Genomic DNA, 25,073 nt, shown 5'->3' with positions numbered 1-25,073 from the left:
GAATGATATTTATTAAGAATGCTCAAGAGATTGATGGTATTAGAAAAAGTTGTCAGATTGTTGCAGAAGTTTTGAAATTAATGAGTTCTTTGATAAAACCTGGTATTACTACAAAGATGCTCGACGAAGCTGCTGAAGATTATATAAGGTCTCGAGGCGGTATTCCTGCATTCAAAGGATACTCGCAGGCGGGAAGTTTTAATTTCCCAGCTTCAATATGTGCATCTGTTGATAATGCTGTGGTTCATGGAATTCCTGATGATGTTCCTCTAAAAGAAGGACAGATTATTTCAATTGATGTCGGTGTTCAATTAAACGGATTTTTTGGTGACGCAGCAAAAACATTTCCAGTTGGGAAAGTATCTGAATTAAAGAAGAAATTAATGAAAGTTACAGAAGAAGCTCTTTATAGAGGAATTGAAAAAGCAAAAAATGGAAATCGAGTATCTGATATTTCGCGAGCGATTCAAACTTATGTTGAAAGTAATGGTTTTAGCATTGTGCGAGAATTAACTGGTCACGGAGTTGGAAAGTACTTGCACGAGGATCCTTCAATACCAAATTATGTTGTTGGAGGTCCAAGTCCAAAATTAAGAGAAGGTATGACGATAGCAATTGAACCAATGGTAAATGCTGGAACTTATAGAGTAAAAACTTTAAGAGATGGATGGACAATTGTAACAGAAGATGGTCAACCATCTGCACATTTTGAACATACAATTTTAATAACTAATAACGAACCAGAAATTTTGACAGCCTGATGGCAAAAAAAGATGTTATTGTAATGGATGGAGTTATTACTGAAACATTGCCTAATGCAATGTTCAGAGTTAAACTTGATAATGGTCACGAAATACTTGCCCATGTTTCAGGCAAGATGAGAATGCATTTTATACGTATACTCGTTGGTGATAAAGTTCAAGTTGAAATTTCACCATACGATTTAACTAAAGGAAGAATAATTTATAGATACAAGTAAATTGGAGTTTTTATGAAAGTTAGAGCTTCTGTTAAAAAAAGATGTGAACATTGTAAAATAATAAAGAGAAAAGGTCAGGTTAGAGTGATTTGCAAAAATCCAAAACATAAGCAAAGACAAGGATAAAAGAGGAGTTTAAAATTGGCACGTATAGCTGGAATTGATTTACCAAAGAACAAAAAAATTGCTTACGCTTTACCTTTGATTTATGGTATTGGCCGCTCCAATGCCTGGGACATTCTGAAAGCTGCCAATGTTGATCCGAATAAAAAAGTTGGTGATCTTACCCCTGATGAAGTAGCAGCAATTAGAGCGGTTATTACTTCTGATTATAAAGTCGAAGGTGCTTTAAGAAGTGAAGTTCAGATGAATATTAAACGATTAATGGATATTGGAACTTATCGTGGGTTAAGACATCGTAAGGGATTACCAGTTAGAGGTCAAAGGACAAGAACTAACGCTCGTACAAGAAAAGGAAAGAGAAAAACTGTTGCTGGTAAGAAAAAAGCTGTAGCTAAGAAGTAATAAATAGGAGATTGAAAGTTGGCAAAGACACAAAAAAAGTCTAAAAAGAAAATTCATATAGATCCTAAAGGAGTTGCCCATATCCAGGCGACATTTAATAATGTTATTGTTACTATCACTGATATTTATGGAAATACCATTGCCTGGTCATCTGCTGGTAGAAATGGATTTAGAGGTTCTAAAAAGAATACACCATATGCAGCTCAAGTAACCGCTGAAGCAGCAGCTAAAGAAGCGTATGATGCAGGAGTTAGAAAAGTTGATGTGTTGATTAAAGGACCAGGTGCTGGTAGAGAAGCTGCAATAAGAGCACTTGCAAATGTCGGTTTGCAGATTGAATCTATAAAAGACATTACACCAATTCCTCATAACGGTTGCAGACCACCTAAAAGAAGAAGAGTATAATTATTTTGGAGAAAAAGTAAATGGCAGTTTATCACGACGCTGTTTGTAAATTATGTAGACGAGAAAGACAAAAGTTGTTCTTAAAGGGAACGAAATGTTACACCGAGAAATGTCCTCTGGAGAAAAAGAATTATCCTCCAGGACAACATGGTACTTCTCGAAGAACGAAGATAAGTGAATATGGAATTCAATTAAGAGAAAAACAAAAAGTTAAAAGAATCTACGGGCTTCTTGAAAGACAATTCAAAAACTATTTTGAAAAAGCCCTGAAACAAAAAGGTCGTACGGGTGAAAATCTCATCAAACTTCTTGAAAGAAGATTAGATAATGTAGTTTTTCGATTAGGTTTTGCTCCATCAAGAAAAGCAGCAAGACAACTTGTCCGTCATAGACATATCTTGGTGGATGGAAAAATTGTTGATATACCTTCTTATTTATTAAAACCAGGACAGGTCGTTTCCATTAAAGAAAAGAGCAAGGCTCTTGATATAATACATAACTCACTAAAAAGAGTTAAAGAGGGTACATATCCCTGGTTACAAATTGATAAAGCTACTCTATCAGGCACTTTCTTGCATATTCCTGAAAGAGCTGATATTCCTTTAAATGCAAATGAACAGTTAATAGTTGAATTGTATTCTAAATAATCAATAACCTTAGGAAAGGTTGAAAAGATGAGTTTATCATTATTGCAATTACCTGAAAAGATTACTTTAGATCAGACCTCTTATTCTCCAAGTTATGGGAAGTTTGTGATTCAACCACTTGAGAGAGGTTATGGTATTACCGTTGGAAATGCTTTAAGGCGAGTCCTTATTTCATCAATTCCAGGCGCTGCCTTTAAAGCAATTAAAATAGATAACATCCTCCACGAGTACAGCACAATTGAAGGTGTTAAAGAGGATGTAACTGAAATTATTTTGAATCTTAAGCAGGTCAGAATTAAAATTCTCAACAATCGTGCAAATAAAATTACATTAAAAATTAAAGGTCCAGGCGAATTTAAAGCTGGTGATATTCAAAAACAGACTAACGATATCGAAGTATTAAATCCTGACGCACACATTGCTACACTTGGAAAGACTGCTAACTTCACGATGGAGTTGTGGTTCGGACAGGGAATAGGTTATGTTCCTGCTGAAGAAAACAAAAGTCCAGAATTTACAATTGGTGTGATTCCAATCGATAGTATTTTTACTCCAGTGAAAAATGTAAACTATACCGTTGAAACAATTCGTTATGCTAATCGAGATAATCTCGAAAGGTTAACTCTTGAGATTACTACTGATGGCTCGATAACACCAGAAGATAGCTTGAATCTTGCAGCTCAAATATTAAAAGAACATTTTGAGTTCTTCTTGAATTACAAATTTGAAGCAAAAGCTGCAGCGGCTGAAAAACCGCGAGATGCGGAAAAAGAAAGAATTAGAAAAATTCTTAAAATGTCTATTGAAGAACTCGAGTTATCTGTTAGAGCTTACAATTCACTTAGAGGTGCGAACATAAATACAATAGCCGATCTTGTAAAGAGAGAAGAAAACGAATTACTAAGATTTAGAAATTTTGGACGTAAATCTCTTGATGAAATTAGAGAAAAAATACAAAACCTCGGTCTCCAGTTTGGAATGGATGTCGATAAATACCTCGAAGATGAAAAAGAATAATCAGGAATTGAAAAATGAGACACGCAGTTAAAGGAAGAAAATTAAAAAGAACAGCTGAACACAAAAAAGCATTGTTGTGTAATCTAGCAACAGCTTTATTCAGATACAAAAAAATTAAAACAACTGTTGCAAAAGCTAAAGAAGCACGAACTTTTGTTGAAAGATTAATAACAAAAGCTCGCAAAGGTGATGTCCCTGCAAGAAGATATGTAGCCAGATTTATTAAAGATCGTGAAGTATTAAAAGAATTATTTAACGAGATAGTAGTAAAAGTTGGTGATAGACCAGGTGGTTACACAAGAGTAGTTAAATTAGGCGCTCGAAGAGGAGATGGCGCAGATCTGGCTATCTTAGAACTCGTTGATTATAATGAAGGAGTTGCAAAGGAACAGAAAAAGAAAGAGACTCCTGTAGCTCAAACAGAGCAGGTTACTAAAGAAGAAGAAAGTAGAACAGAAAAAGAGCAACAGGATGTAAAAGCTGAGGCAAACGAAGACATTAAAGATAATGAAGTTGAATCTAATTCTGAAGAATCTCAGAGTGAAAGTTCAACTGAATCCAAAAATAAAGAGAATTAAAGTTTAGTTAATCGCAATTAAGGAGTAGTTGGAGCAATCTGACTACTCCTTTTTTATTTTGCAGAATAATAATTAAACACAATGAAGATAGATTTTAATAATGCAAGGTTAGAGAGAACAGTTTATACACTCGATCAGTTGAAAACACAGAATTTACCCGAAATTGTATTTATGGGGCGGTCTAATGTTGGTAAATCATCATTAATTAATTTAATTCTTGGGAAAAAAAATCTTGCAAAAGTTAGTCAAACCCCTGGAAAAACTCGCTCAATAAATTTCTACATAATTGATGAAAAATTTTATTTAGTAGATCTGCCAGGATTTGGTTACGCATCTACAAGTAAGGAAGAAAGTTTTAGATTTTCAAGGCTTATTCAAGATTATTTCAAATTGAGTAATAAAATTATACTTGTCTGTCATCTAATGGACTCAAGGGTACCATTTACAAAACTTGATGAAATAGCCAAAGATTATGTTCTTGACTTAGGTCTACCTTATTGCATTTTGTTCACAAAAGTTGATAAATTAAACCAGTCTGAAAAATCTAAATTGAAAAAACTTACTCAGCAAATAATGGAGAGCACAGATTTTAATTATATATTTCTTTCCGCAAAGTCTGGTGAAGGGAAAAAGGAATTGCTGTCATTCTTAATCAATAAATTATTTGAAAGTAGAGAGAAAGAAATTTGATCAAGCTCAATCCTAAAAGAATCATAATATTTCTAATTTTGCTTGGGTTGTTAGTTGCTTCATATTTGATAGATACAATTATTTTAAAGCTGTTTTTTATTTTATTAACGATTATAATCATTAGTTTTATAATTTTTACACGTAATGGCAATGTAAAAAGTAAAGAAGTAATTGAAGATACTAATGAGGAAAACGAAGAGGAACAGAGTAACAGCGCAGAAGATGTTCAAGAATTTAGAGCAGAGGATAAAATCTTAACAGAAGCAGATATTAAAGAAAGATTACTTAAAGGAAAAGTTACTCAATTTGTCCCGCAAGACTTGAATGTACAGTATAGAAAGATTGCTCTTGAAGAAATACCTGCAGGTGCCAGTGGAGATGTTCAATTTAATTTTTATCTCGAGAAAACTCTTGATGTTATTAAATATGTATTTATGGCTCACTCCGCAATTTTTTTCTGGTATAGAAGAGATAAAAATCAAATCATATTTTATAATTATTCTTCCGATGAAGATGGTCTTCAAAAATTAAAATATGAAGTTGGTTCTGACATTATCAGTAAAGTTATACTAACGGGTAATCCGAATTATACTTGCAACATCAATTCGAATGTAGAAGCAGATTTAATTAAATATTATCAGATACCTGTAGGAATAAAGTCAATAGCAGCAGTTCCAGTTTTTCTTAATAACAAAGTAATTGGCGTTCTGGCAATAGATAGTAAAAGTGAAGATGCTTTTGGTCCTGAGACTATTTATACTCTTGGTAAATTCGTCAGGATGATCACTCTCATCTTAAACATTTATGATGAGAGATATAACATAGAGTTAGTTAATCAAAAACTTGATGCATTACTTGAATTAATTGGAAATTCAACTCGAGATTTTGATGAGAGAAAAATTGTCCAGAATTTTATAGTTGTCCTAGATAAATTCCTTGAATGGGATGTTCTGGGAATTGTGCTTTATGATTATGGTGCAAAAACATATATTCTAAAAAAAGTAATCAATCGAACATCAATCGATTACATGGGCGAAGGTCTACCTGTAGATGTGAGTCTTGAAACTCTGATTGGTAATGCAATCCGTTCCGGCAACAGCGTCAAAATAGACGATTCGAGCTACAACAAATATTTCTTGTACAGAAAAGGATTTTTGTCGGATATTAAAGGTTCATTAATGATTGTTCCAATAAATTCAAGCGGAACCATTCATGGTGCATTAGTGCTCGAAAACATCAAAAAGAAAAAATATTTTGATGATGATGTTCGATTAGTTGAAAAAATGGCTAATTACTTCGCATTCCAATTGGATAATTTATTAAACAAAAATCTTCTCGATAAATATTTAAGCATAGACCTTGAAACAATGCTTTTAAATCGGCAAACATTTGAGAGAAAAGTCAGTGAGGTTACAAAAATTACTGCTGGAGAAAAACATATAGGTCTTGCTTTAATTTCCGTCGATCGAGTTGATAAATTAGTTAAAAAGTACTCACCAAAGGTAATTCCCAAGATTGCAAAATATATTGCAATGAGATTAAACAAAGAAGCTGAAGATTTGATGGAAATTGGAAGACTGGAAACATTGAAATTTGGTGTTCTTTTTATTAATCGTGAACCTGCAGTTGATAATATCTGGTGTCAGAAGATAATGCAAAAAATTTCAGGTGAGTTTATAGATTACGAGGATGAAAAATTTGGAATTACTGTAAGCATTGGATACGCTGGTGGAACAAAAAACATCCGAAGTGAAACGTTATTTCAATCAGCTGAAACTGCATTAAATAAAGCCATACTTGATGGTGGAAATAAAATAAGAACAGTTAAATAGGAATAAAATGAAAAAAGCTGTTGTAATAGTCCTTGATGGAGTCGGAATTGGTAACGCACCCGATGCAAAATTTTATAATGACGAAGGTTCAAATACACTTGGAAACATTGCTAAAGCATTAAATGGAATAGAACTCCCAAATCTTGAAAAACTCGGACTTGGAAAAATCGTCAAATTAAATTCTATTGAAAGAGAGGTAATCGGGTGTTTTGGTAAAATGAAGGAAGTTTCAAGAGGAAAGGACAGCACAACAGGACATTGGGAACTCGGTGGTTTAATTTCCGAAAAACAATTCCCTGTTTATCCTAACGGCTTTCCTGATGAAATCATTGAGAAATTTATTCGACTTAATAATTTGAAGGGAATATTAGGTAATAAAGCAGCTTCAGGAACAGAAATTATTAAAGAGCTTGGCGAAGAACATATTAAAACAGGATATCCGATTGTTTATACGAGTGCCGATTCTGTTTTTCAAATTGCAGCTCATGAAGATGTAATTCCCGTCGAAAGATTATATGAAATTTGTAAAGTTACTCGTGAACAGGTGATGATTGGTGAACACGCTGTTGGACGAATCATAGCTCGACCATTTATTGGTTCAAATGGAAATTTCACAAGAACTTATAGACGAAAAGATTTTGCACTTGAACCAAGTGGTGATGTGATTTTTGATGTTCTAAAAAGAAATAATATCAAGACAATCGGAATTGGAAAGATTAATGATCTGTATGCATACAGAAATATTGATGTTCAAATAAAAACAAAAAATAATCTCGATGGAATTCTTCAGACAATTGATGCAATTAAATCTGAAACGAATTCTTACATTATGACAAATCTCGTAGATTTTGATATGCTTTATGGTCATAGAAACGATGTTCAGGGTTTTTACAACGCTTTATTAGAATTTGATAATTATTTACCTGAAATAATGAATTCCTTAAACGAAGAAGATTTACTTTTCATTACTGCAGATCATGGGAATGATCCGACTTTTCCAGGCACTGATCACACTAGAGAACTTGTTCCAATTCTGGTTTATGGTAAAAAGATAAAGCAAAATGTTAATCTAGGCTTAAGAGAGACTTTCGCTGATTTAGCAAAAACCATCTGCCATTTTTACGGTTTTGAAAATAATCTTAACGGAAAAAGTTTTTTAACTGAAATAATTTTATGAACGAAAAAGAATTCACAATTAAAATAATAAATGGAAAACCAGTATTCCCTGATGAAGCACTAAATTTTTTCAGCTCGGCAAACATAAAATCATTTAAGGCTAAAATTTATCCAGATATTGAAGAAATTTGTAGACAAGAAAAAATTTCAATTAAAATAGTTGAAAAAATAGCTAATACTCAGAAAATTCCCTTAGAAATTGCACTTGGAGTTGTTAGATCCAGAGGAAAAATCGAAAAATGAAACAAATTTTAGTTGATACCGATATACTTTTAGATCATCTAACTACAGGTGAAAAAACATCAACTTTGATGAAATTGATGTCCCGTTACGATTGTTTTACAACAGTTATTAATGCAATTGAAGTCTATGAATTTGCCGGTGAAGAATACAAAAAATACGCAGATATGGTGCTTTACGGTTTCAAGGTTCTGGGAATCCACAGCCGATATGCAGAAAAGGTTGCTGATTTAATTAATCAAGCAAATCGACATAATTTTGATTGGAACTTGCGAGATGCAATAATTGTTATGATGGCTGCTCAGAACAAATTAATACTTACTACTTTTAATCACGAAAAATATTTAAATTATAATAATGTAAAACTGCTAAAAATAAACAAATAATGGTGGGATATTGATTTTAGGAAGAGTAATTGGAACAGTCTGGGCAACAAGAAAAGACGAAAATCTTGTTGGCGCAAAATTTTTAATTGTTCGTCAGATAAATTTAGATTATTCAGATACAAAAAATTTCGTCATTGCTGTAGATAGCGTTGGTGCTGGTGTCGGTGAGGTTGTTCTGGTTGCAACTGGCTCTTCCGCCAGACAGACGGCGTTTACCAAGAATAAACCTATTGATGCTGTAATTATGGCAATAGTTGATAAACTGGACATAGTAATTAAAGAAGAAAAATTGGAGACAGCAAAGAACTAATGTTTTTTGCGAAGGTAATTGGAACAATTTGGGCAACAAAAAAGTATCCTGCCCTGCAATCAATGAAAATGCAATTTATTCAACCTCTTAATTCAAATTTGGAAAAAACGGGGGAGCCAATTGTTGCCATAGATACTGTGGGTGCGGGTCCTGGAGAAATTGTTATGTATATCACTGCATCTGAAGCAGTTATTCCATTACCTGTTGATATGGCTCCTGTTGATGCCTCTATCGTAGGTATAATTGATAGAATAGATGTCGAAACAAATTTAAAGGGTTAAATTATGGTGAGAATAACCAAACAATACACAAATCGTGAAAGTCAGTCATTAGATAAATATTTGCAAGAAATTGGTAAAGTTGACCTGATTACTGCAGAAGAAGAAATTGATTTAGCTCAACGAATTAAAAAAGGTGACCAGAAAGCTTTAGAAAAACTGGTCAAAGCTAATCTTAGATTCGTGGTCAGCGTTGCAAAACAATATCAAAACCAGGGATTATCACTTGGTGATTTAATTAACGAGGGTAATCTTGGACTAATTAAAGCAGCAAAAAGATTTGACGAAACCAGAGGTTTCAAATTCATTTCTTACGCTGTGTGGTGGATTCGTCAGTCTATTTTACAGGCTTTAGCCGAACAATCGAGAATTGTCAGATTGCCTCTTAATAGAGTTGGTGCATTAAATAAAATTGGCAAAGCATTCAGCAACCTTGAGCAAGAATTCGAAAGAGAACCGAGCGCAGAGGAACTTTCAGAAGAATTAAATATTCCTGTTAATGAAATTTCTGATACCTTAAAAATTTCTGGTCGCCATGTTTCTGTTGATGCTCCATTTGCACCTGGTGAAGAAAACAGATTGCTTGATGTTATCAGCAACGATCAGCAGCCAGCTCCAGATCATGGTTTGATGAAAGAATCATTAAAGATGGAAATTGAAAGAGCTCTTTCTACTTTAACTGAAAGAGAAGCTGAAGTTATAAGATTATACTTTGGTTTAAATCACGAGCATTCTCTTACACTTGAAGAAATTGGTGAGAAATTTAACCTTACTCGTGAGAGAGTCCGTCAAATAAAAGAGAAAGCAATCCGCAGATTGCGTCATGCTTCTCGAAGTAAAGCTTTAAAAGCCTACTTAGGATAGAACCTTCAAAATTTAAGGGTGTGATGTGAAATTCATCATACCCTTTTTTATTTTTAAAAAAAGAGGAGAGAGCTTGAGAAAATTACTACTGTTGCTTTTGTCATCATTTCTTCTTGCTTCATGTTATGGTCCTGTTCGTTTTGCAACAAAAACTTCAGAAAATTCTAAATCACATTATATCGATTCATTGAGGATTATTCGAGCTTTAAATAATCAATCAAACGATACAACTCAGAGATTTGCAACTGATCTTGAATTCTCTGAAGAAGAATTACAGGAAATAATAATCGAAGATCAATCTCAGCCGATTTTCGATATTAAGCAAATTCTAACTCGAAAAGGTAATTTCGATACTTTAAATAGTAACCCGACCAATTATGAAAAATTCTTAATGACAGTTGTAAATTATCTGGGAACACCTTACAAATATGGCGGAACAACCAGGAAGGGAATTGACTGCAGCGCTTTCACTCAATTAATTTACAAAGAGTCTTTTAACATAGAAATTCCACGGTCTACACTGCAACAAATAAAAATTGGCAATCCAGTAAGTCGTGAAGAATTAAAGTTTGGTGATCTGGTTTTCTTTAATACAAGAAGGAGACAAAATCCAGGTCATGTTGGGATTTATTTGTGGGATAATTACTTTGTTCATGCTTCAACTAAGTACGGGGTTACAGTTAGTTCTATGGCAGAGGGTTATTATGATAAACGATTTGTTGGTGCAAGAAGAGTCGAAGATGTTTATTTTTTGACGAATGGAAATTGAGCTTATAAGAAAAAAAAAGCCTCGCAATTGCGAGGCTTTTTTATTTTAAATAATTTCTTCTTTCATTAAGAACAACCACTTGTTGATCCACATTCAAAGCATTTATAACAACTTCCACTTCGTACCATTATTGAGCCGCATTCTGGGCAAGGTGGAGCGTCAGCCTGACTTACAAATATGAGTTTTTCAGTTTGTTCAATTGTATTGGTTGGTGTCTCCGAATTTACTTGAACTGTTGAAGTTGTATCAGGAGTCTCATTTACAGCAGTAGGTGTCTCAACAACAGAAGAATAACTAATTGATTCTTCAGGTAAGAATTTTAATGCTAACCACCTAAAAATGTAATCCATAATTGACTTGGCAATTGGGATTTGCTTGTTGTTAGTAAAACCAGAAGGTTCAAATCTAGTATGAGTAAATTTATCAACAAGAACTTTTAAAGGTACGCCGTATTGCAAAGCAAGAGATACAGCTGTAGCAAAAGCATCCATAACACCAGAAATTGTACTTCCTTCTTTTGACATTACAATAAAAATCTCACCCGGACTGCCGTCTTCGTACATACCAACTGTAATGTAACCTTCGTGACCTCCAATGCTGAATTTATGAGTAATTGATTTTCTTTCGTCGGGTAATCTTCGTCTTCTCGGCTTTTGTTCAACTACTGTTGTTTTTTCCTCAGTCTTTAATTTTTTATCGGTTTTGAGTGAGGTGCTTAGGGGTTGAGTTAGTTTACAACCATCACGGTAAATTGCGATTGCCTTTAAGCCAAGTTTCCACGCTTCTATGTAAGCATTTTTAATGTCCTCTGGTGTAACTTCATTTGGCATATTTACTGTTTTTGAAATTGCACCTGAAAGGAATGGCTGAACGGCAGCCATCATTTTAATGTGTCCCATATAATGAATTGATCTTTTGCCATTGGCTGGTTTAAAGGCGCAATCAAAAATCGGTAAATGTTTCTCTAATAAATATGGAGCTCCTTCAATTGTATCATTTGCATTGATATAAGCAACGATCTGTTCAATTTGCTCACTATCATATCCTAATTTTTCAAGTGCCAATGGAACAGTATTGTTGACAATTTTAAAGACACCACCACCAACTAATTTTTTGTATTTCACGAGAGCAATATCAGGTTCAACGCCTGTAGTATCGCAGTCCATCATAAAGCCTATTGTTCCGGTTGGAGCCAGGACAGTAACCTGAGCATTTCTAAAACCATTTTTTTCGCCAATTTTAATAGCTTCTTCCCATACAGCTACGGCTTCATTATAAAGATCAAGAGGAATTAAAGTACCATCAATTTTTCTAGCTGCTGAAAGATGTTTATTCATTACTCTCAAGAATGGTTCACGATTTTTTGCATAACCTTTGAAAGGTCCCATTTCACCTGCAATTATTGCAGATTGTCTATAAGCTTCGCCAGTCATAATTGATGTAATTGCTGCAGCGAAAGCACGACCTTCATCACTATCGTAAGCAAATCCATTTGCCATTAAAAGAGCACCGAGATTTGCATAACCAAGACCAAGTGGACGATATTCATGACTGTTTTTCTCAATAGCTTTAGTTGGATAGGAAGAATTATCTACGATGATTTCTTGAGCTGTAATGAAAATGTCACAGGCATATTTAAATTTTTCTATGTCAAATGAACCGTCATCTTTCCTGAATTTCATTAAATTTAAAGATGCAAGATTACATGCCGAATCATCAAGGAACATATATTCGCTGCAAGGATTACTTGCATTAATTTTTGCAGTATTTGGGCAGGTATGCCAGTCATTAATTGTTGTATCGAATTGCATTCCAGGGTCACCGCAAATCCAGGCCGCTTGAGCAATTTGATCCATTATATCCCTTGCACGATATGTATCAAGTATTTTCCCTGTTTTGACTGCTTTTGTATGCCATTCCTTATCCTCGATAACAGCTTGCATAAATTCATCTGTAACGCGAACTGAATGATTGGCATTTTGGTAAGCAATACTATCGTAAGCTCCGCCGGGTACATTAAAGCCAGGATCGTATCCCATTTGAATTAAGGCATGAGCTTTCTTTTCTTCTTCAGCTTTACAATTAATAAAATCGATAATATCCGGATGATCAACATTTAAAATCACCATTTTGGCAGCGCGACGAGTTTTTCCTCCGCTTTTAATTACACCAGCGAATGCATCGAAGCCTTTCATAAATGAAACAGGTCCTGATGCCATCCCTCCACCGCTTAATGGTTCTTTTGATGATCTTAAAACACTCAAATTTGAGCCCGTCCCACTTCCATATTTAAAAAGCATTCCTTCAGTTTTTGCAAGCTCTAAAATAGATTCCATCGTATCTTCAACGGAATTAATAAAGCATGCTGAACATTGTGGTTTTTCTTCTATTCCAACATTGAACCAGACAGGACTATTAAAACTGCCATATTGATTGACAAGAAGATAGGTTAATTCTGAGTAGAATGCTTGTGCATCTTCGGGAGATGCGAAATATCCATCTTTAATTCCCCATTCGGTAATGGTCTTAGAAACTCTATTAATTAATTGTTTAACACTTCTTTCTCTTTCTGGTGAATTGATTTGACCATGAAAATATTTTGATACAACTACATTAGTTGCTGTTATTGACCAGCTTTTAGGGACTTCAACATCTTTTTGATGAAATACAATCTGACCTTTTTCGTTTGTAATTTTTGCTTCTCTCAGTTCCCATTCTATTTCATCAAAAGGATGCACACCCTTTTTTGAAAAAGTATATTTAAACTTCAAACCTCCCTGCTTAAATAAATCCTCATTTAATGAAATATTGTTATTGGACTTTGTATTTGACTGGCTCATAAAAGACTCCTTTTTGTTTTTTATTTAAAGGCTTCACTAAAATTTATTTAGTGAGATTATAAGACTAAATAAAAAATGAATTACAAAAATTCAATATCGAAAAAAATAAAAGACTTTTCGGAAATTTTGTTCAAACTTAACCATCGTAAGCTTTAAAAGAAAATAATGTTTATAAATGCTTGTTTGTTTTTTTGGTAATTAATTATTAAAACTAACCTGCGCAAAAACTTTTTTAAAGAATTTTTTTGATTAATTCAAGTACAAAGGTCCATCCGGTCCAACAGGCAAACCAATTAACATCCAGATCACTAATAAAATAACCCAGAAGATTGTAAATAAAATTGTATAAGGAAGCATTGTAGAAATTATAGTTCCAATACCGTATTTCTCATCATACTTCTGAGCAAAGGCAACAATCAAAGCAAAGTAACTCATCATAGGTGTAATTAAGTTTGTAACAGAATCTCCAATTCTAAAAGCGGCTTGAGTTAATGCAGGATGATAACCGAGTAACATGAACATAGGAACAAAGACAGGAGCCATTATCGCCCATTTAGCTGAAGCACTTCCCATAAACATATTTATAAAAGCCGATAACAAAACAAATGCAACAATCAAACTAATACCAGTTAGTTCAATGCTTTTCAAAAATTCAGCACCTTTTATTGCTAAAATTAAGCCGAGATTACTGTACTTAAAGAAATAAACAAATTGTGCAGCAAAGAAAACTAAAACGATATACGTCGCCATTGTTCCCATCGATTTAATAATATGTTTCATCAAATCTTTATCATTTTTAATTGATCTAACTGCAATTCCATAAGCTAGACCAGGAATGAAAAAGAAGAGAAGGATACCGGTTATAATACCATCAAAAAATGGTGAATGCAAAATCTCTTTTGTCTCGGGATTTCTCAGAATTCCATTTTCAGGTACAATGCTTAGGATTAGTAGAATAACAATTACCAGTGCACTAATTCCTGCCCATTTTAAACCTTTTTTCTCCTCTGGTGAAATTGTTTCTACATCTACTCTATCTACTCCACCAGAATAGGTTTTTAATCTAGGCTCAACAATTCTTTCAGTTATGAATGTACCCAAAAATGTAATCAAAATTGCTGATACAAACATAAAGTAAAAATTAACCGCTGCATTTATTTTAATGTTTGGATCTAAAATCTGTGCAGCTGATTGAGAAAGTCCTGCCAGAATTGGATCAACTGAACCTATCAAGAAATTTGCACCAAAGCCTCCACTGACACCGCAGAAGGCAGCTGCAAGTCCAGCCATCGGATGACGACCGAGCGCATGAAAAAGCATTGCACCAAGTGGTATTAAAATCACATAGCCTGCTTCCGACGCGATATGAGAAAGAATACCAGTAAAAACTAATGAGAATGTTATTAACCGTTTAGGTGCGCTTAAAACTAAAGCTCGAATTAATGCAGTGAATAAGCCAGAACCTTCTGCTACTCCTATTCCGATCATTACTGCCAGAACATAACCCAGCGGCGGAAAATTAACAAAATTGAAAGTTATGTTTGTGTAAATCCATCTTATACCTTCGGCATTCATTAAGTTTTGAACTTTTATTTCAGATTTATTTGCTGGATGGATTGCGCTCCATTGTAAAAAATCTCCAATCATCGAAAACAAAGCTACAAGGAACGCAAGTAGGGCAAAAAGGGTTGCGGGGTGAGGAAGTTTATTTCCAACATATTCAATTAAATCAAGACTACGATTAAAAATTTTTGAAAGATAATTTTTAAAGTTTTTCATAGCTCACCATTAATTTTCACAAAGATAATAAAATATCATTGCTACCTATGAATTTACCTCAGTCGAAATTCTAAAAATTTTAATGTTTTTAACTTCTTGATAATTAACTTTTATCAAACTATTTTGCTAAATAAAAGAGGAGAGCTGTTATGCCTATTGTTACTGAATTTACAACTATCGTAGAGATGTACGATAGAATAACAAAGCATTTTATTAATCTTGAGCGACCTGCTCTAATGCACAAAGTCCAAAATCAGTGGGTGGGAATAAAATACAGCGAGCTGAGGGAAATTGTTAGAAATTTTGCAATGGGTTTACTTTCTTTAGGGATTAAAAGAGGCGATATGGTGGGAATTATATCAGAGAATAGACCCGAATGGGTTTTTGCTGATTTTGCAATTTTGTCAATCGGGGCTGTTGATGTTCCAATGTATCCTTCTTCCACTTCAAATACCATTGAATATATAATGAACGATTCGGAATGCAAAGCAGTAATTGTTTCGAATAAACTTCAACTTACCAAAGTTCTGAAGATTAAAGATAATGTTAAATCGCTTAAACATATTATTGTTTTGAATGAAAAGGATGCTGAAGAGGGAATTCTAACTTTTAATCAAGTAGTTGAAAAAGGTAAACAGGAGGCATCCAGATTTGAATCTGTTCTCGAAGAGGAAATGAAAAAGGTTAAACCTGAGGATCTTGCAACTTTAATTTATACTTCAGGAACTACAGGTGAACCGAAGGGTGTGATGCTTACGCACAATAATTTTGTAAGTAATGTGAAATCAGCATTACAGGTAATTCCAGCGGATCACACTGATATTTTCCTGTCATTTCTTCCTCTTTCACATTCATTTGAAAGGATGGCAGGGTATTATACTGCATTTTCAGCAGGATGTCTGATTGCTTATGCCCAATCAATCGATACAGTTGCAAAAGATTTACAGGAAGTAAAACCGACAATTATGACATCAGTACCTAGATTGTTTGAAAGAATACACGCAAGAGTTATGAAGAATGTTGATTCTTCGCCTCCGACGAAACAAAAAATTTTCTACTGGGCACTCGAAATAGGTAAGAAATATCATCAAGCAAAGAAAGAAAGAAAAACAAACCCGCTTCTAGCAGCAAAATATAAACTGGCTGAAAAACTTGTATTTCATAAAATAAGAGCAGCTACTGGCGGTAGATTAAGATTCTTTGTCAGTGGCGGTGCTGCACTTCCACAAGAGATAGGTGAATTTTTTGAAGCAATGGGAATCTTGATTATTGAAGGTTATGGATTAACAGAATCAAGTCCGGTTATAACTTGCAACCGACTTGATGATTACAAGTTTGGAACAGTTGGTAAACCAATTCCTGGTGTCGAAGTCAAAATTGCTGATGATGGTGAAATACTTGCTCGTGGTCCAAACATTATGAAGGGTTATTACAAAAACAAAAAAGCAACGGAAGAAGCTATTGATAAAGACGGCTGGCTTCATACTGGCGATATCGGTGAATTTGATAAACAAGGATTTTTGAAAATCACAGACAGAAAGAAACACTTATTCAAAACTTCTGGTGGTAAATACATTGCACCTCAACAACTCGAAAATCTCTTTACAAGAAGTAAGTTTATCGATCAATTTGTCTTGATTGGTGATAACAAGACCTTCCTTTCAGCTCTCATCACTCCCGATTTCGAAGCAATTCGAGAATATGCAGATGCTCACAAAATTCCTTACGAAAGAGTTGAAGACCTTGCTCATCATCCTGAAATTTATAGGTTAATTGAAAAAGATATTCAAACACTGCAAAAGAATCTTGCTAATTATGAGAGAATTAGAAAATTCGTCATTCTTGATAAGCCATTTACTATTGAAGGCGGTGAATTAACACCAACATTGAAGGTAAGAAGAAAGGTAATCGAAGAACGTTATGCTAATCTAATTAAAGAAATGTACGAAAGAGAATAAACTATATTTCTTCATTTTAATTCAGAAGCACTTATCTTCATCAGTAAGATAAGTGCTTTTTTTGTTTTCAAGATTTTTCTTGTATAATCTTCAGAATTTTTTTGCTTTGATTCTCTAATAAATGCGTTATTCTTAATGAAGCGAATTTATTGATCATAGTATAATGAACAAATTAATTTATTATCACTTTTTCCTTAATTAGAATTAAACTACTCCATTGAAATTAGTTTGTTTTTCGTTTAAGCTTATTCTTTGTTAGCACTTTAATCAATCATAAATTTGTAAAAGAGTAAATCAGTTATGAGATATTTTTTATCGTTTATCATTGTTTTCTTGCTTGTTTCTCAAAGCTTTTCTCAAGTAATTTTTGAAGCAAATTTTGACAGCGGTAATCTCCAATCTGTTACTACTACTGACTCAATTAATTTTTCGGTACGGGTAAATTCTGATATTGTTGGCAGATGGTTTTACTTCAAGATGAAAAATGTTAAAAACCGATATGTCTCAGTAACAATTTTAAATTCCGATGCAACTCGCCCGATGTATTCTTACGATAATAAAAACTGGATTAGATTTACTGCAGCCGAAAGTCCACAAAGAAATGTTTTTCGCAAAACTTACACAGAAGACTCAGTTTATGTAGCTTATTATGTTCCGTATTCAGTTACACAATTAACAGAAAAAATTCATCAATTGATAAATAACCCTTATGTAAAAATTGATACAATTGGTTATTCTGAACAAAATCGTCCTTTAATTCTTTTGACAATCACAGATTTTACAATTCCAGATTCTCAAAAGTATTTCATCTGGACACATGGAAGAACACATCCATCTGAAACGCCATCTTCATATCATCTTGATGGAATGATAAATTATTTTCTTTCTGATGATGAAGTAGCTTCGTATCTAAGAACGAAATTAAAGTGGTTTATTCTTCCCTTTATTAATCCAGATGGAGTTTATCTTGGTAAATCGAGAGTTAATGCAAATAATGTGGATATAGAAAGTTCGTGGAATAAACCCGAAAGTCAGACGCCGAAGGAAGTAATTCACACAAAAAATTTTCTTCAAAGTATTCTATCCAATAATCGAATTTATGTTGCTTTGAATATGCATTCTCAGGTTGCCAATTATGCAACTTTCTGGATTCATACAGCATCTTCAACTTCAGATTATTTTTATCGAAAACAAATGCAATTTGCCAATCTTCAGTCCGGGAACAGTGATTTTATCAAGCCATCAGATTACAGCTATTCTAATTTGCAACCATATTTCCCTGAAGGATGGATGTGGTCAAACTGGGGAGATCAAATTTTAGCTCTTACTTATGAAACACCGTACACTTACTTCTCAAATGGACAATGGATTGATAATTCAATTTTAGATTTATTTGGTAAACAGACTGTTTGGGGTATAATGGAATATCTCGGCGTCAATCACCCGAAAAGATTTATAATAGATAATGATAACGCTATTATTTCTGGAAATTGGAACATTTCGAATTCAAACTCTTTCTGGAATTTTTACGGTGAAAATTTTCTTTACATCTTACCCGGCGATGAAAGTCAGTATGTTGAATGGACTTCTCCTTTATTGAGCGAGGGTAAATATTTAGTTTATGCAATGTGGCAGGATCTGGCTACCTCGGCAACTAATGCAGAATATCAAATCAACACTTCTAATTACTTTAAAGTCAAAAAAGTAAATCAACAACAAAATGGTGGATTGTGGAATTTACTCGACTCTGTTATCGTTTCGAATAACGATCAAATTAAAGTTCGTTTGCTTGCAAAGGGTGATGGAACAATTACTGCTGATGCAATAAGAATAATTTATGCTGGACAAGTTTCACAGCTAAGAGATGAACAACTTTCAATCAATGATTTCATAATTCTGTCGAGCTTTCCGAATCCATTTAATTCTTCAACTCGAATTAGTTTTTACATTTTGACAGATCCTCTAAATCCTTACAAAAAAGAAAATGTAAAGCTTACGATTTATGATATCTTAGGCAAAGAAATTATCTGCTTGAAAGACGAGCTTCTTTCAACCGGAACTTATGAAATTGAATTCAATGCTGATAAATTTAATCTCTCAAGCGGTGTTTATTTTGCCAAACTCGATTTTAAAGGGAAATCTAAAACAATAAAAATGGTATTTGTAAAATGAATCCACCCAAGATTAAAGTAGGAATTTTAGAAAATCAGGATTCTATCTCATTTAAAATTCATGGTGACTATATTTTGAATGATAAATTAAAACTTAAGCAAAAAAGCCTTAAAGCATATGCAAATGGTTCAAAGATTTTATTAAAAGAAAATGACAATATAATTTTTTCGGATACGGTTCTGAATTTTAATCCAGTCAGACAAAATAACAGGATTGAAGAAGCTGTATATAAATTTGAAGTTGAAAATGTTGTTATTGGTATTGATTTTCATTGGGAACAAAAAGAGAGAGAATATTTTGAAGGAAGTTTTTTAATTATAAATAAAAATGGAAAGTTAACTTTAATTAATGAGCTCGACATCGAAAGATATTTACAAAGTGTCATTTCCTCTGAAATGAATTCAGAAAGTCCTCTTGAGTATTTAAAAGCTCATTCAATTGTTTCAAGAAGCTGGCTGCTTGCTCAATTAAATTCAAATAAAAATGATAAGCTTGAAAATAAATTTCATATTTCTGATGATGAAAAAATTGTTTGGTATGATAAATCTGCCCACGAAGATTTTGATGTTTGTGCAGACGATCACTGTCAGAGATATCAAGGTTTGACCCGAGTTAGAAGTAATACAGCCCTTGATGCAGTTAGAGAAACTTATGGAATTGTTCTCACTTACAACGATGAGATTTGCGATACAAGATATTCAAAAAGTTGTGGAGGAATAACGGAAGAATTTCAAAATGTCTGGCAGGATATTTATTACCCTTATCTTAAATCAGTTTATGATTCAGAAAACCAAGATAAACCTTTCCCTCAGACAGAAAAAGAATTTGAAGAATTCATCAAATCCAACACTGAAGCTTATTGCAATACAAATGATGAAGATTTATTGAAACGAGTTTTAAATAATTTCGATCTGATGACAAAGGACTTTTTTAGATGGAAAATTGAAATCAAACAGCTGGCTTTGAAAACTTTGCTCGAAATTAAACTTGGAATCGACTTTGGAGAAATTAAAAATCTAATTCCGCTTGAAAGAGGAAAATCGGGAAGAATCAAAAAACTAAAGATCGTTGGAACGAAGAAAGAGTTTACAATTGGTAAAGAACTTGAAATTCGTCGAGCTCTTTCTGAAAAACATCTGTATAGTTCAGCTTTTGTTGTGGAGCCAGTCTATAAAGAGGGGAATGATATTCCATGTAAATTTATTTTATATGGGGCAGGTTGGGGACATGGTGTCGGTTTCTGTCAAATTGGCGGAGCCGTGATGGCTTCAAAAGGAAAAAATTTTGAAGAAATTCTCAAACACTATTTCCCTGGTGCTGAATTGAAAAAAATTTATTGATGCAGCCTTTTCAATTTTTTAATTTTTATTTAGTGCAAATTCATGAAAATGGTTCTATGCTGATTGACGAGACACTTCAACCTGAAAATATGATTAAGTTATATTCCATTGGTGCTTTTCCAATGGCCGATGATCAATATAGTCCTATTGAATGGTATTTCCCACAAATACGAGCAATCATTCCGCTTGATAATTACAATATCCCAAGAAGCGTTAAGCAATTAATTAAAAGAAAGAAATTTGAAGTCCGATTTGATCAAGATCCAATGCAGGTAATTCGGAATTGTGCAAAAAGAGAAAAAACTTGGATCACAGAAGACTTGATTGAAGCTTACGAAAGAATTTATAAGCTCGGATATATTCACAGCGTAGAAACTTATTTTATGAATAAGTTGGTCGGTGGACTTTATGGTGTTGTGATTAAAGGAGCTTTCTTTGGAGAAAGTATGTTTTCTTTTCACGAAAATGCTTCGAAGGTTGCGCTTGCTCATTTAATTCTTCATCTTAAAGAAAGAAATTTCAAACTTCTTGATGTTCAGATAATTAATCCTCATTTAGAAATGTTTGGTGCAATTGAAATTTCTTTAGAAGAGTATAATCAATTACTTTTAGAAGCTTATCAAACAGAAACAACTTTTTAATAAAGGGAAGAATTATGAATAAAAAGATTTTAATCTGGTTACTGGCTTTTATTATCACTATTGCCTCAGCCGTTTATCAACGAATTACTGGTCCAACTTACCCGATTAAAGGTAAATTTGAACTTAATAATAAAAAGGTCACCTATAAGCTCGAACGCTCACATAGTTCAAGCCAGCCTTATAAGGTTGTAATTGATGTAGGAAATTCTGAAACGATTGGAAACATTTATTGGAAACGACACAAAACAAATGATGACTGGCAAGTTGTAAAGCTCAATAATGAAAATGGAGTTTTATCGGGAGAAATTCCTCCGCAACCGCCTGCAGGAAAAATTGAATATCGAGTTGAATTGTTTTATGACGGTAAATCTATTCTTTTGCCAGAAGATGAGCCAGTTATTTTAAGATTTAAAGGAGATGTGCCTGCTTATATTTTGATACCTCACATTCTTTTCATTTTTCTGGCAATGCTGTTTTCTGTCAGAACAGGGCTTGAATATTTTAACAGAGAGAAGAATTATAAAAATCTCGTTTATTTAACATTATTGTTTTTAATACTTGGTGGTTTCGTGTTTGGTCCAGCAGTTCAATATTTTGCTTTTGGTGAGTGGTGGACGGGTTTTCCATTTGGAATTGATCTTACTGATAACAAAACTTTAATCGCTTTGATTGGATGGCTTTTCGCTTTGTATAAAATGAAAAAATCTGAAAACTATGAGAAATGGATTTTATTTGCCTCGATTTTAATGCTTATTGTTTTCTTAATCCCTCATAGTTTACTCGGAAGTGAGCTGGATTATTCGAAGATGAACAGATAAGTCGTAGATCTTCGATAAGTTATTTATCGCTTATAGTTTGTTTCTAATTTTAATTTACAATTAATTTTATTGGACAGGGTTCAGCCCTGTCTTAATTTTTTATATCAATAATGCTTTCTTAGTCAAAAACTTGATGTGAGTTTTCAAATGTGATTTTCTAAAGAAAATCTTTGCACATCCAATTTTCTAAATCAAATATCACTCTTATCTATGATATTCATCTAATCTTATTTTTTTATTTTTGTTTATGAACAAACTAAAAAGGTGGCGGTTATGAGATTAATTTTAATTTATTTATTAGTCTCAATTTTATTTTCCCAATTAGTTTCAGGAGAACAAATGAGAAATATCAACATAATCCCTAAACCGCAAAAAGTTATATGGGCAGATGGAAAATTTTTAATCGATAACTCTACCCGACTTTTTTTTGAGCAGTTCAAGGAGCGTAGCGATTTTTTCCAGAATGAACTTAAAAATTTAATTAAAGAAAAATTTCAAATTGAATTAAAACTAAAAACTTCAAATCAAAAACCTTCGAAAAATTTCTTTTACTTTGGATCTCTTTCTTCAAATGAATATGCATGGCAGTTTAAAGAAATTATCAGAGAGCACAATCTTCTCGAGAAAAAAGAAGCCTATTTACTAAGTGTAGAAAATTCGAAAGTAACAATATTAGCAAATAATCCTCAGGGTGCTTTTTATGGATTGATGAGTTTAGTTCAATTAGTAGAGAAGGACGGAAAAAATAATTTATCAGTTGGTGGATGTTTAATAGTGGATTATCCAGCTTTCGAAATGCGTGGAATTTCTGATGATATTGCCAGAGGTCAGGTTTCAACTCTGGAAGATTTCAAAAAAATTATTAGAAATCTTGCAAGATACAAGATGAACACTTATCAGATTTATTTTGAAGATGCAATTGAATTAAAATCATTTCCAGATATTGGATTGAATCGGGGAAGAGTTACACAGAAAGAAATCAAGGAATTAGTTAGTTATGGTGAAAAATATTTTGTAGAGATAATTCCGATTTTTCAAACGCTTGGTCATTGGGAGAATTTGCTTATTCAACCAAACTATTATTACTTAGCCGATTTCCCTGGCGCTGCATCTTTAGATGTGACCAATGAAAAAACTTATGAATTTATTGAGAAGTGTGTATCAGAACTCTCCAATCTTTTTCCATCAAAATATTTTCATGCGGGACTTGATGAATCGTGGGATGTTGGATTTGGAAATAGCCGAGAGATAACAAAACAAATTGGTATTGCAGCAGTTCATGCTAATCACTACAAAAGAGTGAATGAAATTGTCAAAAAGTATGGAAAGAAGATGATGATGTATGGTGATATAATTCATCATCATCCAGAGATTTTCGAAATGCTGCCAAAAGATATAATTGTTGTCGATTGGAGATATGGTGTAAATGATTATGAACCATTCGTCAAAAAGTACAAAGATTATAATCAACCTTTTATTTGTTCACCTTCTGTAACTAATTATAATAGAATTTTTCCTCACATTATTAATTCACTCTTGAATATTAAAAATTTTGCCCAAATATCTTATCAATATGGTTCAATTGGTTTTATAAACTCGAATTGGGGTGATAACGGAGGCGAAAATTTCCGTGAATTCAATTGGTTAGGTTATGCGTTTGGTGCTGAGTGTTCCTGGAATCCTGAATATGTTGATTTATATAAATTCAAAGAAAAATTTTATCGTGATTTTTATGGATCAAACAAACCTGAAATAGATGCAGTTTATTCAATACTTTCAGATTTCGGTGCATCTTTCACACAATATGACTTCTGGCGGAATCCATTTATTCAGTGGAACAACACAATAAATTATCAGGAACAAAACATTCTGCTTTTCTCTGAAAATACTAAATCAAAAGGATTAACAGCGCTTTATTTAATTAACGAATTAAAGAAGAATGTAACAAGAAACAAATCTCATCTTGATTATCTTGAATTTGCTGCAGAACAGGCTGTGTGGTATGGCGATAAATTAAATTATGCTTTTGAAATCAAAAAAATTGTAGACAGAAAAAATGGATTTCTTTCAAAAGAAGAAAGAGAGTTAATTTCAAAGAAGTGTGATGATATGATAGAAAGACTTAAAGAGATGAAATCGAAGTATCGTCAATTATGGTTAAGAACTAATCGAGAAGATAATCTCCATTTAATAGAAAAAGAGAAATATGATAGGCAGATTTTTGCCTGGGAAAGAATGAAAGAAGCATTGAAACAGGAAATTGTTGAATACGATCAAACAATTAAAAGTAAATGGATGTATCACCTTGATTCCAATCCTTACGAAAAAAATAAACCACAGGTAGAAAATGCAATCTTTATTCGTGATTTAATAGTGAAAGATAAAGTCAATTCGGCTGTCATTCATCTTATGGCTGACTCTTATGCTGAACTTTATGTAAATGATATTTTGATTGGTGATGTGAGAGGACGGCGAACTCTTTCACTTCTTGTAGAAAGTCAAAGAGCAAAATTTTTTGATATAACTAATTACTTAAAGCCGGGCATCAATAAGATTAAAATTATAGCGAAAAATTTTGGCGAAAATGTTTCTGCAGGCATAAATATCCAGATGGATGTGAAGACAAACATATCTCATCAACGAATTTATCCCGATGAAAGCTGGAGAGTAAGCAGCGACGGTAATACTTTTGTTGAACCAAAGTTAGTTGTTGGACGATTTATTTCATCAGAACCAGATTTTGAGAGAAAAATTACAAGCTGGTATGAGAGATAAAAAGATCAGACAAATAAATTTTTAGCTTTTAGATTGAGGGAGGGCGTGACCCTC

At 33.2% G+C, this 25,073-nt stretch carries 25 protein-coding genes; 23 read left to right on the top strand and 2 right to left on the bottom strand.

Annotated elements, in window-relative coordinates; all coding sequences use genetic code 11:
* Positions 1 to 2 precede the first annotated feature (2 nt).
* From map to HPY57_11465, 17 genes are all read left to right on the top strand, one after another.
* Positions 3 to 761 (top strand): type I methionyl aminopeptidase, encoded by a 759-nt coding sequence (gene map / locus HPY57_11545; GenBank protein NPV12413.1) that lies wholly within the window; start codon positions 3 to 5, stop codon positions 759 to 761.
* Complete coding sequence (gene infA, locus HPY57_11540) at positions 761 to 979, top strand: translation initiation factor IF-1 (protein NPV12412.1); 219 nt, start codon at positions 761 to 763, stop codon at positions 977 to 979. The genes map and infA overlap by 1 nt, the downstream gene beginning before the upstream one ends.
* Before the next feature lie 12 nt (positions 980 to 991).
* Positions 992 to 1,105 (top strand): 50S ribosomal protein L36, encoded by a 114-nt coding sequence (rpmJ, locus tag HPY57_11535; protein ID NPV12411.1) that lies wholly within the window; start codon positions 992 to 994, stop codon positions 1,103 to 1,105.
* Between the two features lie 15 nt (positions 1,106 to 1,120).
* On the top strand, positions 1,121 to 1,504 hold the full coding sequence (rpsM, locus tag HPY57_11530) for a 30S ribosomal protein S13 (protein NPV12410.1): 384 nt from the start codon (positions 1,121 to 1,123) through the stop codon (positions 1,502 to 1,504).
* An 18-nt stretch (positions 1,505 to 1,522) separates the two neighbouring features.
* Positions 1,523 to 1,909, top strand: a complete 387-nt coding sequence (gene rpsK / locus HPY57_11525; protein ID NPV12409.1) for a 30S ribosomal protein S11 — start codon at positions 1,523 to 1,525, stop codon at positions 1,907 to 1,909.
* Positions 1,910 to 1,929: 20 nt separating this feature from the next.
* Positions 1,930 to 2,556: a 30S ribosomal protein S4 gene (gene rpsD, locus HPY57_11520; protein NPV12408.1), complete on the top strand. Its 627-nt coding sequence runs from the start codon at positions 1,930 to 1,932 to the stop codon at positions 2,554 to 2,556.
* A gap of 27 nt (positions 2,557 to 2,583) precedes the next feature.
* Entirely contained in the window at positions 2,584 to 3,573 is a 990-nt protein-coding gene (locus HPY57_11515) for a DNA-directed RNA polymerase subunit alpha (protein ID NPV12407.1), read from the top strand.
* A 14-nt stretch (positions 3,574 to 3,587) separates the two neighbouring features.
* Entirely contained in the window at positions 3,588 to 4,151 is a 564-nt protein-coding gene (gene rplQ, locus HPY57_11510) for a 50S ribosomal protein L17 (GenBank protein NPV12406.1), read from the top strand.
* An 81-nt stretch (positions 4,152 to 4,232) separates the two neighbouring features.
* A complete protein-coding gene (locus HPY57_11505) occupies positions 4,233 to 4,841 on the top strand; it encodes a YihA family ribosome biogenesis GTP-binding protein (GenBank protein NPV12405.1) in 609 nt (202 codons plus the stop codon).
* Positions 4,838 to 6,673, top strand: a complete 1,836-nt coding sequence (locus tag HPY57_11500) for a GAF domain-containing protein (GenBank protein NPV12404.1) — start codon at positions 4,838 to 4,840, stop codon at positions 6,671 to 6,673. The genes HPY57_11505 and HPY57_11500 overlap by 4 nt, the downstream gene beginning before the upstream one ends.
* Before the next feature lie 7 nt (positions 6,674 to 6,680).
* Positions 6,681 to 7,850: a phosphopentomutase gene (locus HPY57_11495; GenBank protein ID NPV12403.1), complete on the top strand. Its 1,170-nt coding sequence runs from the start codon at positions 6,681 to 6,683 to the stop codon at positions 7,848 to 7,850.
* On the top strand, positions 7,847 to 8,092 hold the full coding sequence (locus HPY57_11490; protein ID NPV12402.1) for a hypothetical protein: 246 nt from the start codon (positions 7,847 to 7,849) through the stop codon (positions 8,090 to 8,092). Before HPY57_11495 ends, HPY57_11490 begins: the two co-directional genes overlap by 4 nt.
* Positions 8,089 to 8,475, top strand: coding sequence for a PIN domain-containing protein (locus HPY57_11485; protein ID NPV12401.1), 387 nt, complete (start codon positions 8,089 to 8,091; stop codon positions 8,473 to 8,475). The genes HPY57_11490 and HPY57_11485 overlap by 4 nt, the downstream gene beginning before the upstream one ends.
* A 10-nt stretch (positions 8,476 to 8,485) precedes the next feature.
* Positions 8,486 to 8,785, top strand: a complete 300-nt coding sequence (locus HPY57_11480) for a EutN/CcmL family microcompartment protein (GenBank protein ID NPV12400.1) — start codon at positions 8,486 to 8,488, stop codon at positions 8,783 to 8,785.
* A complete protein-coding gene (locus HPY57_11475; GenBank protein ID NPV12399.1) occupies positions 8,785 to 9,066 on the top strand; it encodes a EutN/CcmL family microcompartment protein in 282 nt (93 codons plus the stop codon). Before HPY57_11480 ends, HPY57_11475 begins: the two co-directional genes overlap by 1 nt.
* A gap of 3 nt (positions 9,067 to 9,069) precedes the next feature.
* Complete coding sequence (locus HPY57_11470) at positions 9,070 to 9,927, top strand: sigma-70 family RNA polymerase sigma factor (GenBank protein NPV12398.1); 858 nt, start codon at positions 9,070 to 9,072, stop codon at positions 9,925 to 9,927.
* Between the two features lie 73 nt (positions 9,928 to 10,000).
* On the top strand, positions 10,001 to 10,696 hold the full coding sequence (locus HPY57_11465; GenBank protein ID NPV12397.1) for a hypothetical protein: 696 nt from the start codon (positions 10,001 to 10,003) through the stop codon (positions 10,694 to 10,696).
* Positions 10,697 to 10,761: 65 nt separating this feature from the next.
* On the opposite strand, the gene HPY57_11460 is transcribed toward HPY57_11465, so the two are convergent.
* Complete coding sequence (locus tag HPY57_11460) at positions 10,762 to 13,536, bottom strand: vitamin B12-dependent ribonucleotide reductase (GenBank protein NPV12396.1); 2,775 nt, start codon at positions 13,534 to 13,536, stop codon at positions 10,762 to 10,764.
* Positions 13,537 to 13,785: 249 nt separating this feature from the next.
* Positions 13,786 to 15,315: an AbgT family transporter gene (locus HPY57_11455; protein ID NPV12395.1), complete on the bottom strand. Its 1,530-nt coding sequence runs from the start codon at positions 15,313 to 15,315 to the stop codon at positions 13,786 to 13,788.
* Positions 15,316 to 15,464: 149 nt separating this feature from the next.
* Here HPY57_11455 and HPY57_11450 point away from each other — a divergent pair, with 149 nt between their 5' ends.
* From HPY57_11450 to HPY57_11425, 6 genes are all read left to right on the top strand, one after another.
* Entirely contained in the window at positions 15,465 to 17,273 is a 1,809-nt protein-coding gene (locus tag HPY57_11450; protein ID NPV12394.1) for a long-chain fatty acid--CoA ligase, read from the top strand.
* A gap of 300 nt (positions 17,274 to 17,573) precedes the next feature.
* Positions 17,574 to 19,445 carry a T9SS type A sorting domain-containing protein gene (locus HPY57_11445; protein NPV12393.1) on the top strand — a complete coding sequence of 624 codons (1,872 nt, stop codon included), beginning with the start codon at positions 17,574 to 17,576 and terminating at the stop codon, positions 19,443 to 19,445.
* Positions 19,442 to 20,785: a SpoIID/LytB domain-containing protein gene (locus HPY57_11440; protein NPV12392.1), complete on the top strand. Its 1,344-nt coding sequence runs from the start codon at positions 19,442 to 19,444 to the stop codon at positions 20,783 to 20,785. The genes HPY57_11445 and HPY57_11440 overlap by 4 nt, the downstream gene beginning before the upstream one ends.
* Positions 20,785 to 21,426 (top strand): leucyl/phenylalanyl-tRNA--protein transferase, encoded by a 642-nt coding sequence (locus HPY57_11435; protein ID NPV12391.1) that lies wholly within the window; start codon positions 20,785 to 20,787, stop codon positions 21,424 to 21,426. The genes HPY57_11440 and HPY57_11435 overlap by 1 nt, the downstream gene beginning before the upstream one ends.
* A 14-nt stretch (positions 21,427 to 21,440) precedes the next feature.
* Positions 21,441 to 22,244 carry a hypothetical protein gene (locus HPY57_11430; protein ID NPV12390.1) on the top strand — a complete coding sequence of 268 codons (804 nt, stop codon included), beginning with the start codon at positions 21,441 to 21,443 and terminating at the stop codon, positions 22,242 to 22,244.
* Positions 22,245 to 22,583: 339 nt separating this feature from the next.
* Entirely contained in the window at positions 22,584 to 25,019 is a 2,436-nt protein-coding gene (locus HPY57_11425; GenBank protein ID NPV12389.1) for a family 20 glycosylhydrolase, read from the top strand.
* Positions 25,020 to 25,073 lie beyond the last annotated feature (54 nt).

The sequence above is a fragment of the Ignavibacteria bacterium genome, from assembly GCA_013177855.1.
Classification (GTDB): Bacteria; Bacteroidota; Ignavibacteria; order Ch128b; family Ch128b; genus Ch128b.
This window is presented reverse-complemented; position numbering and strand designations above follow the sequence as displayed.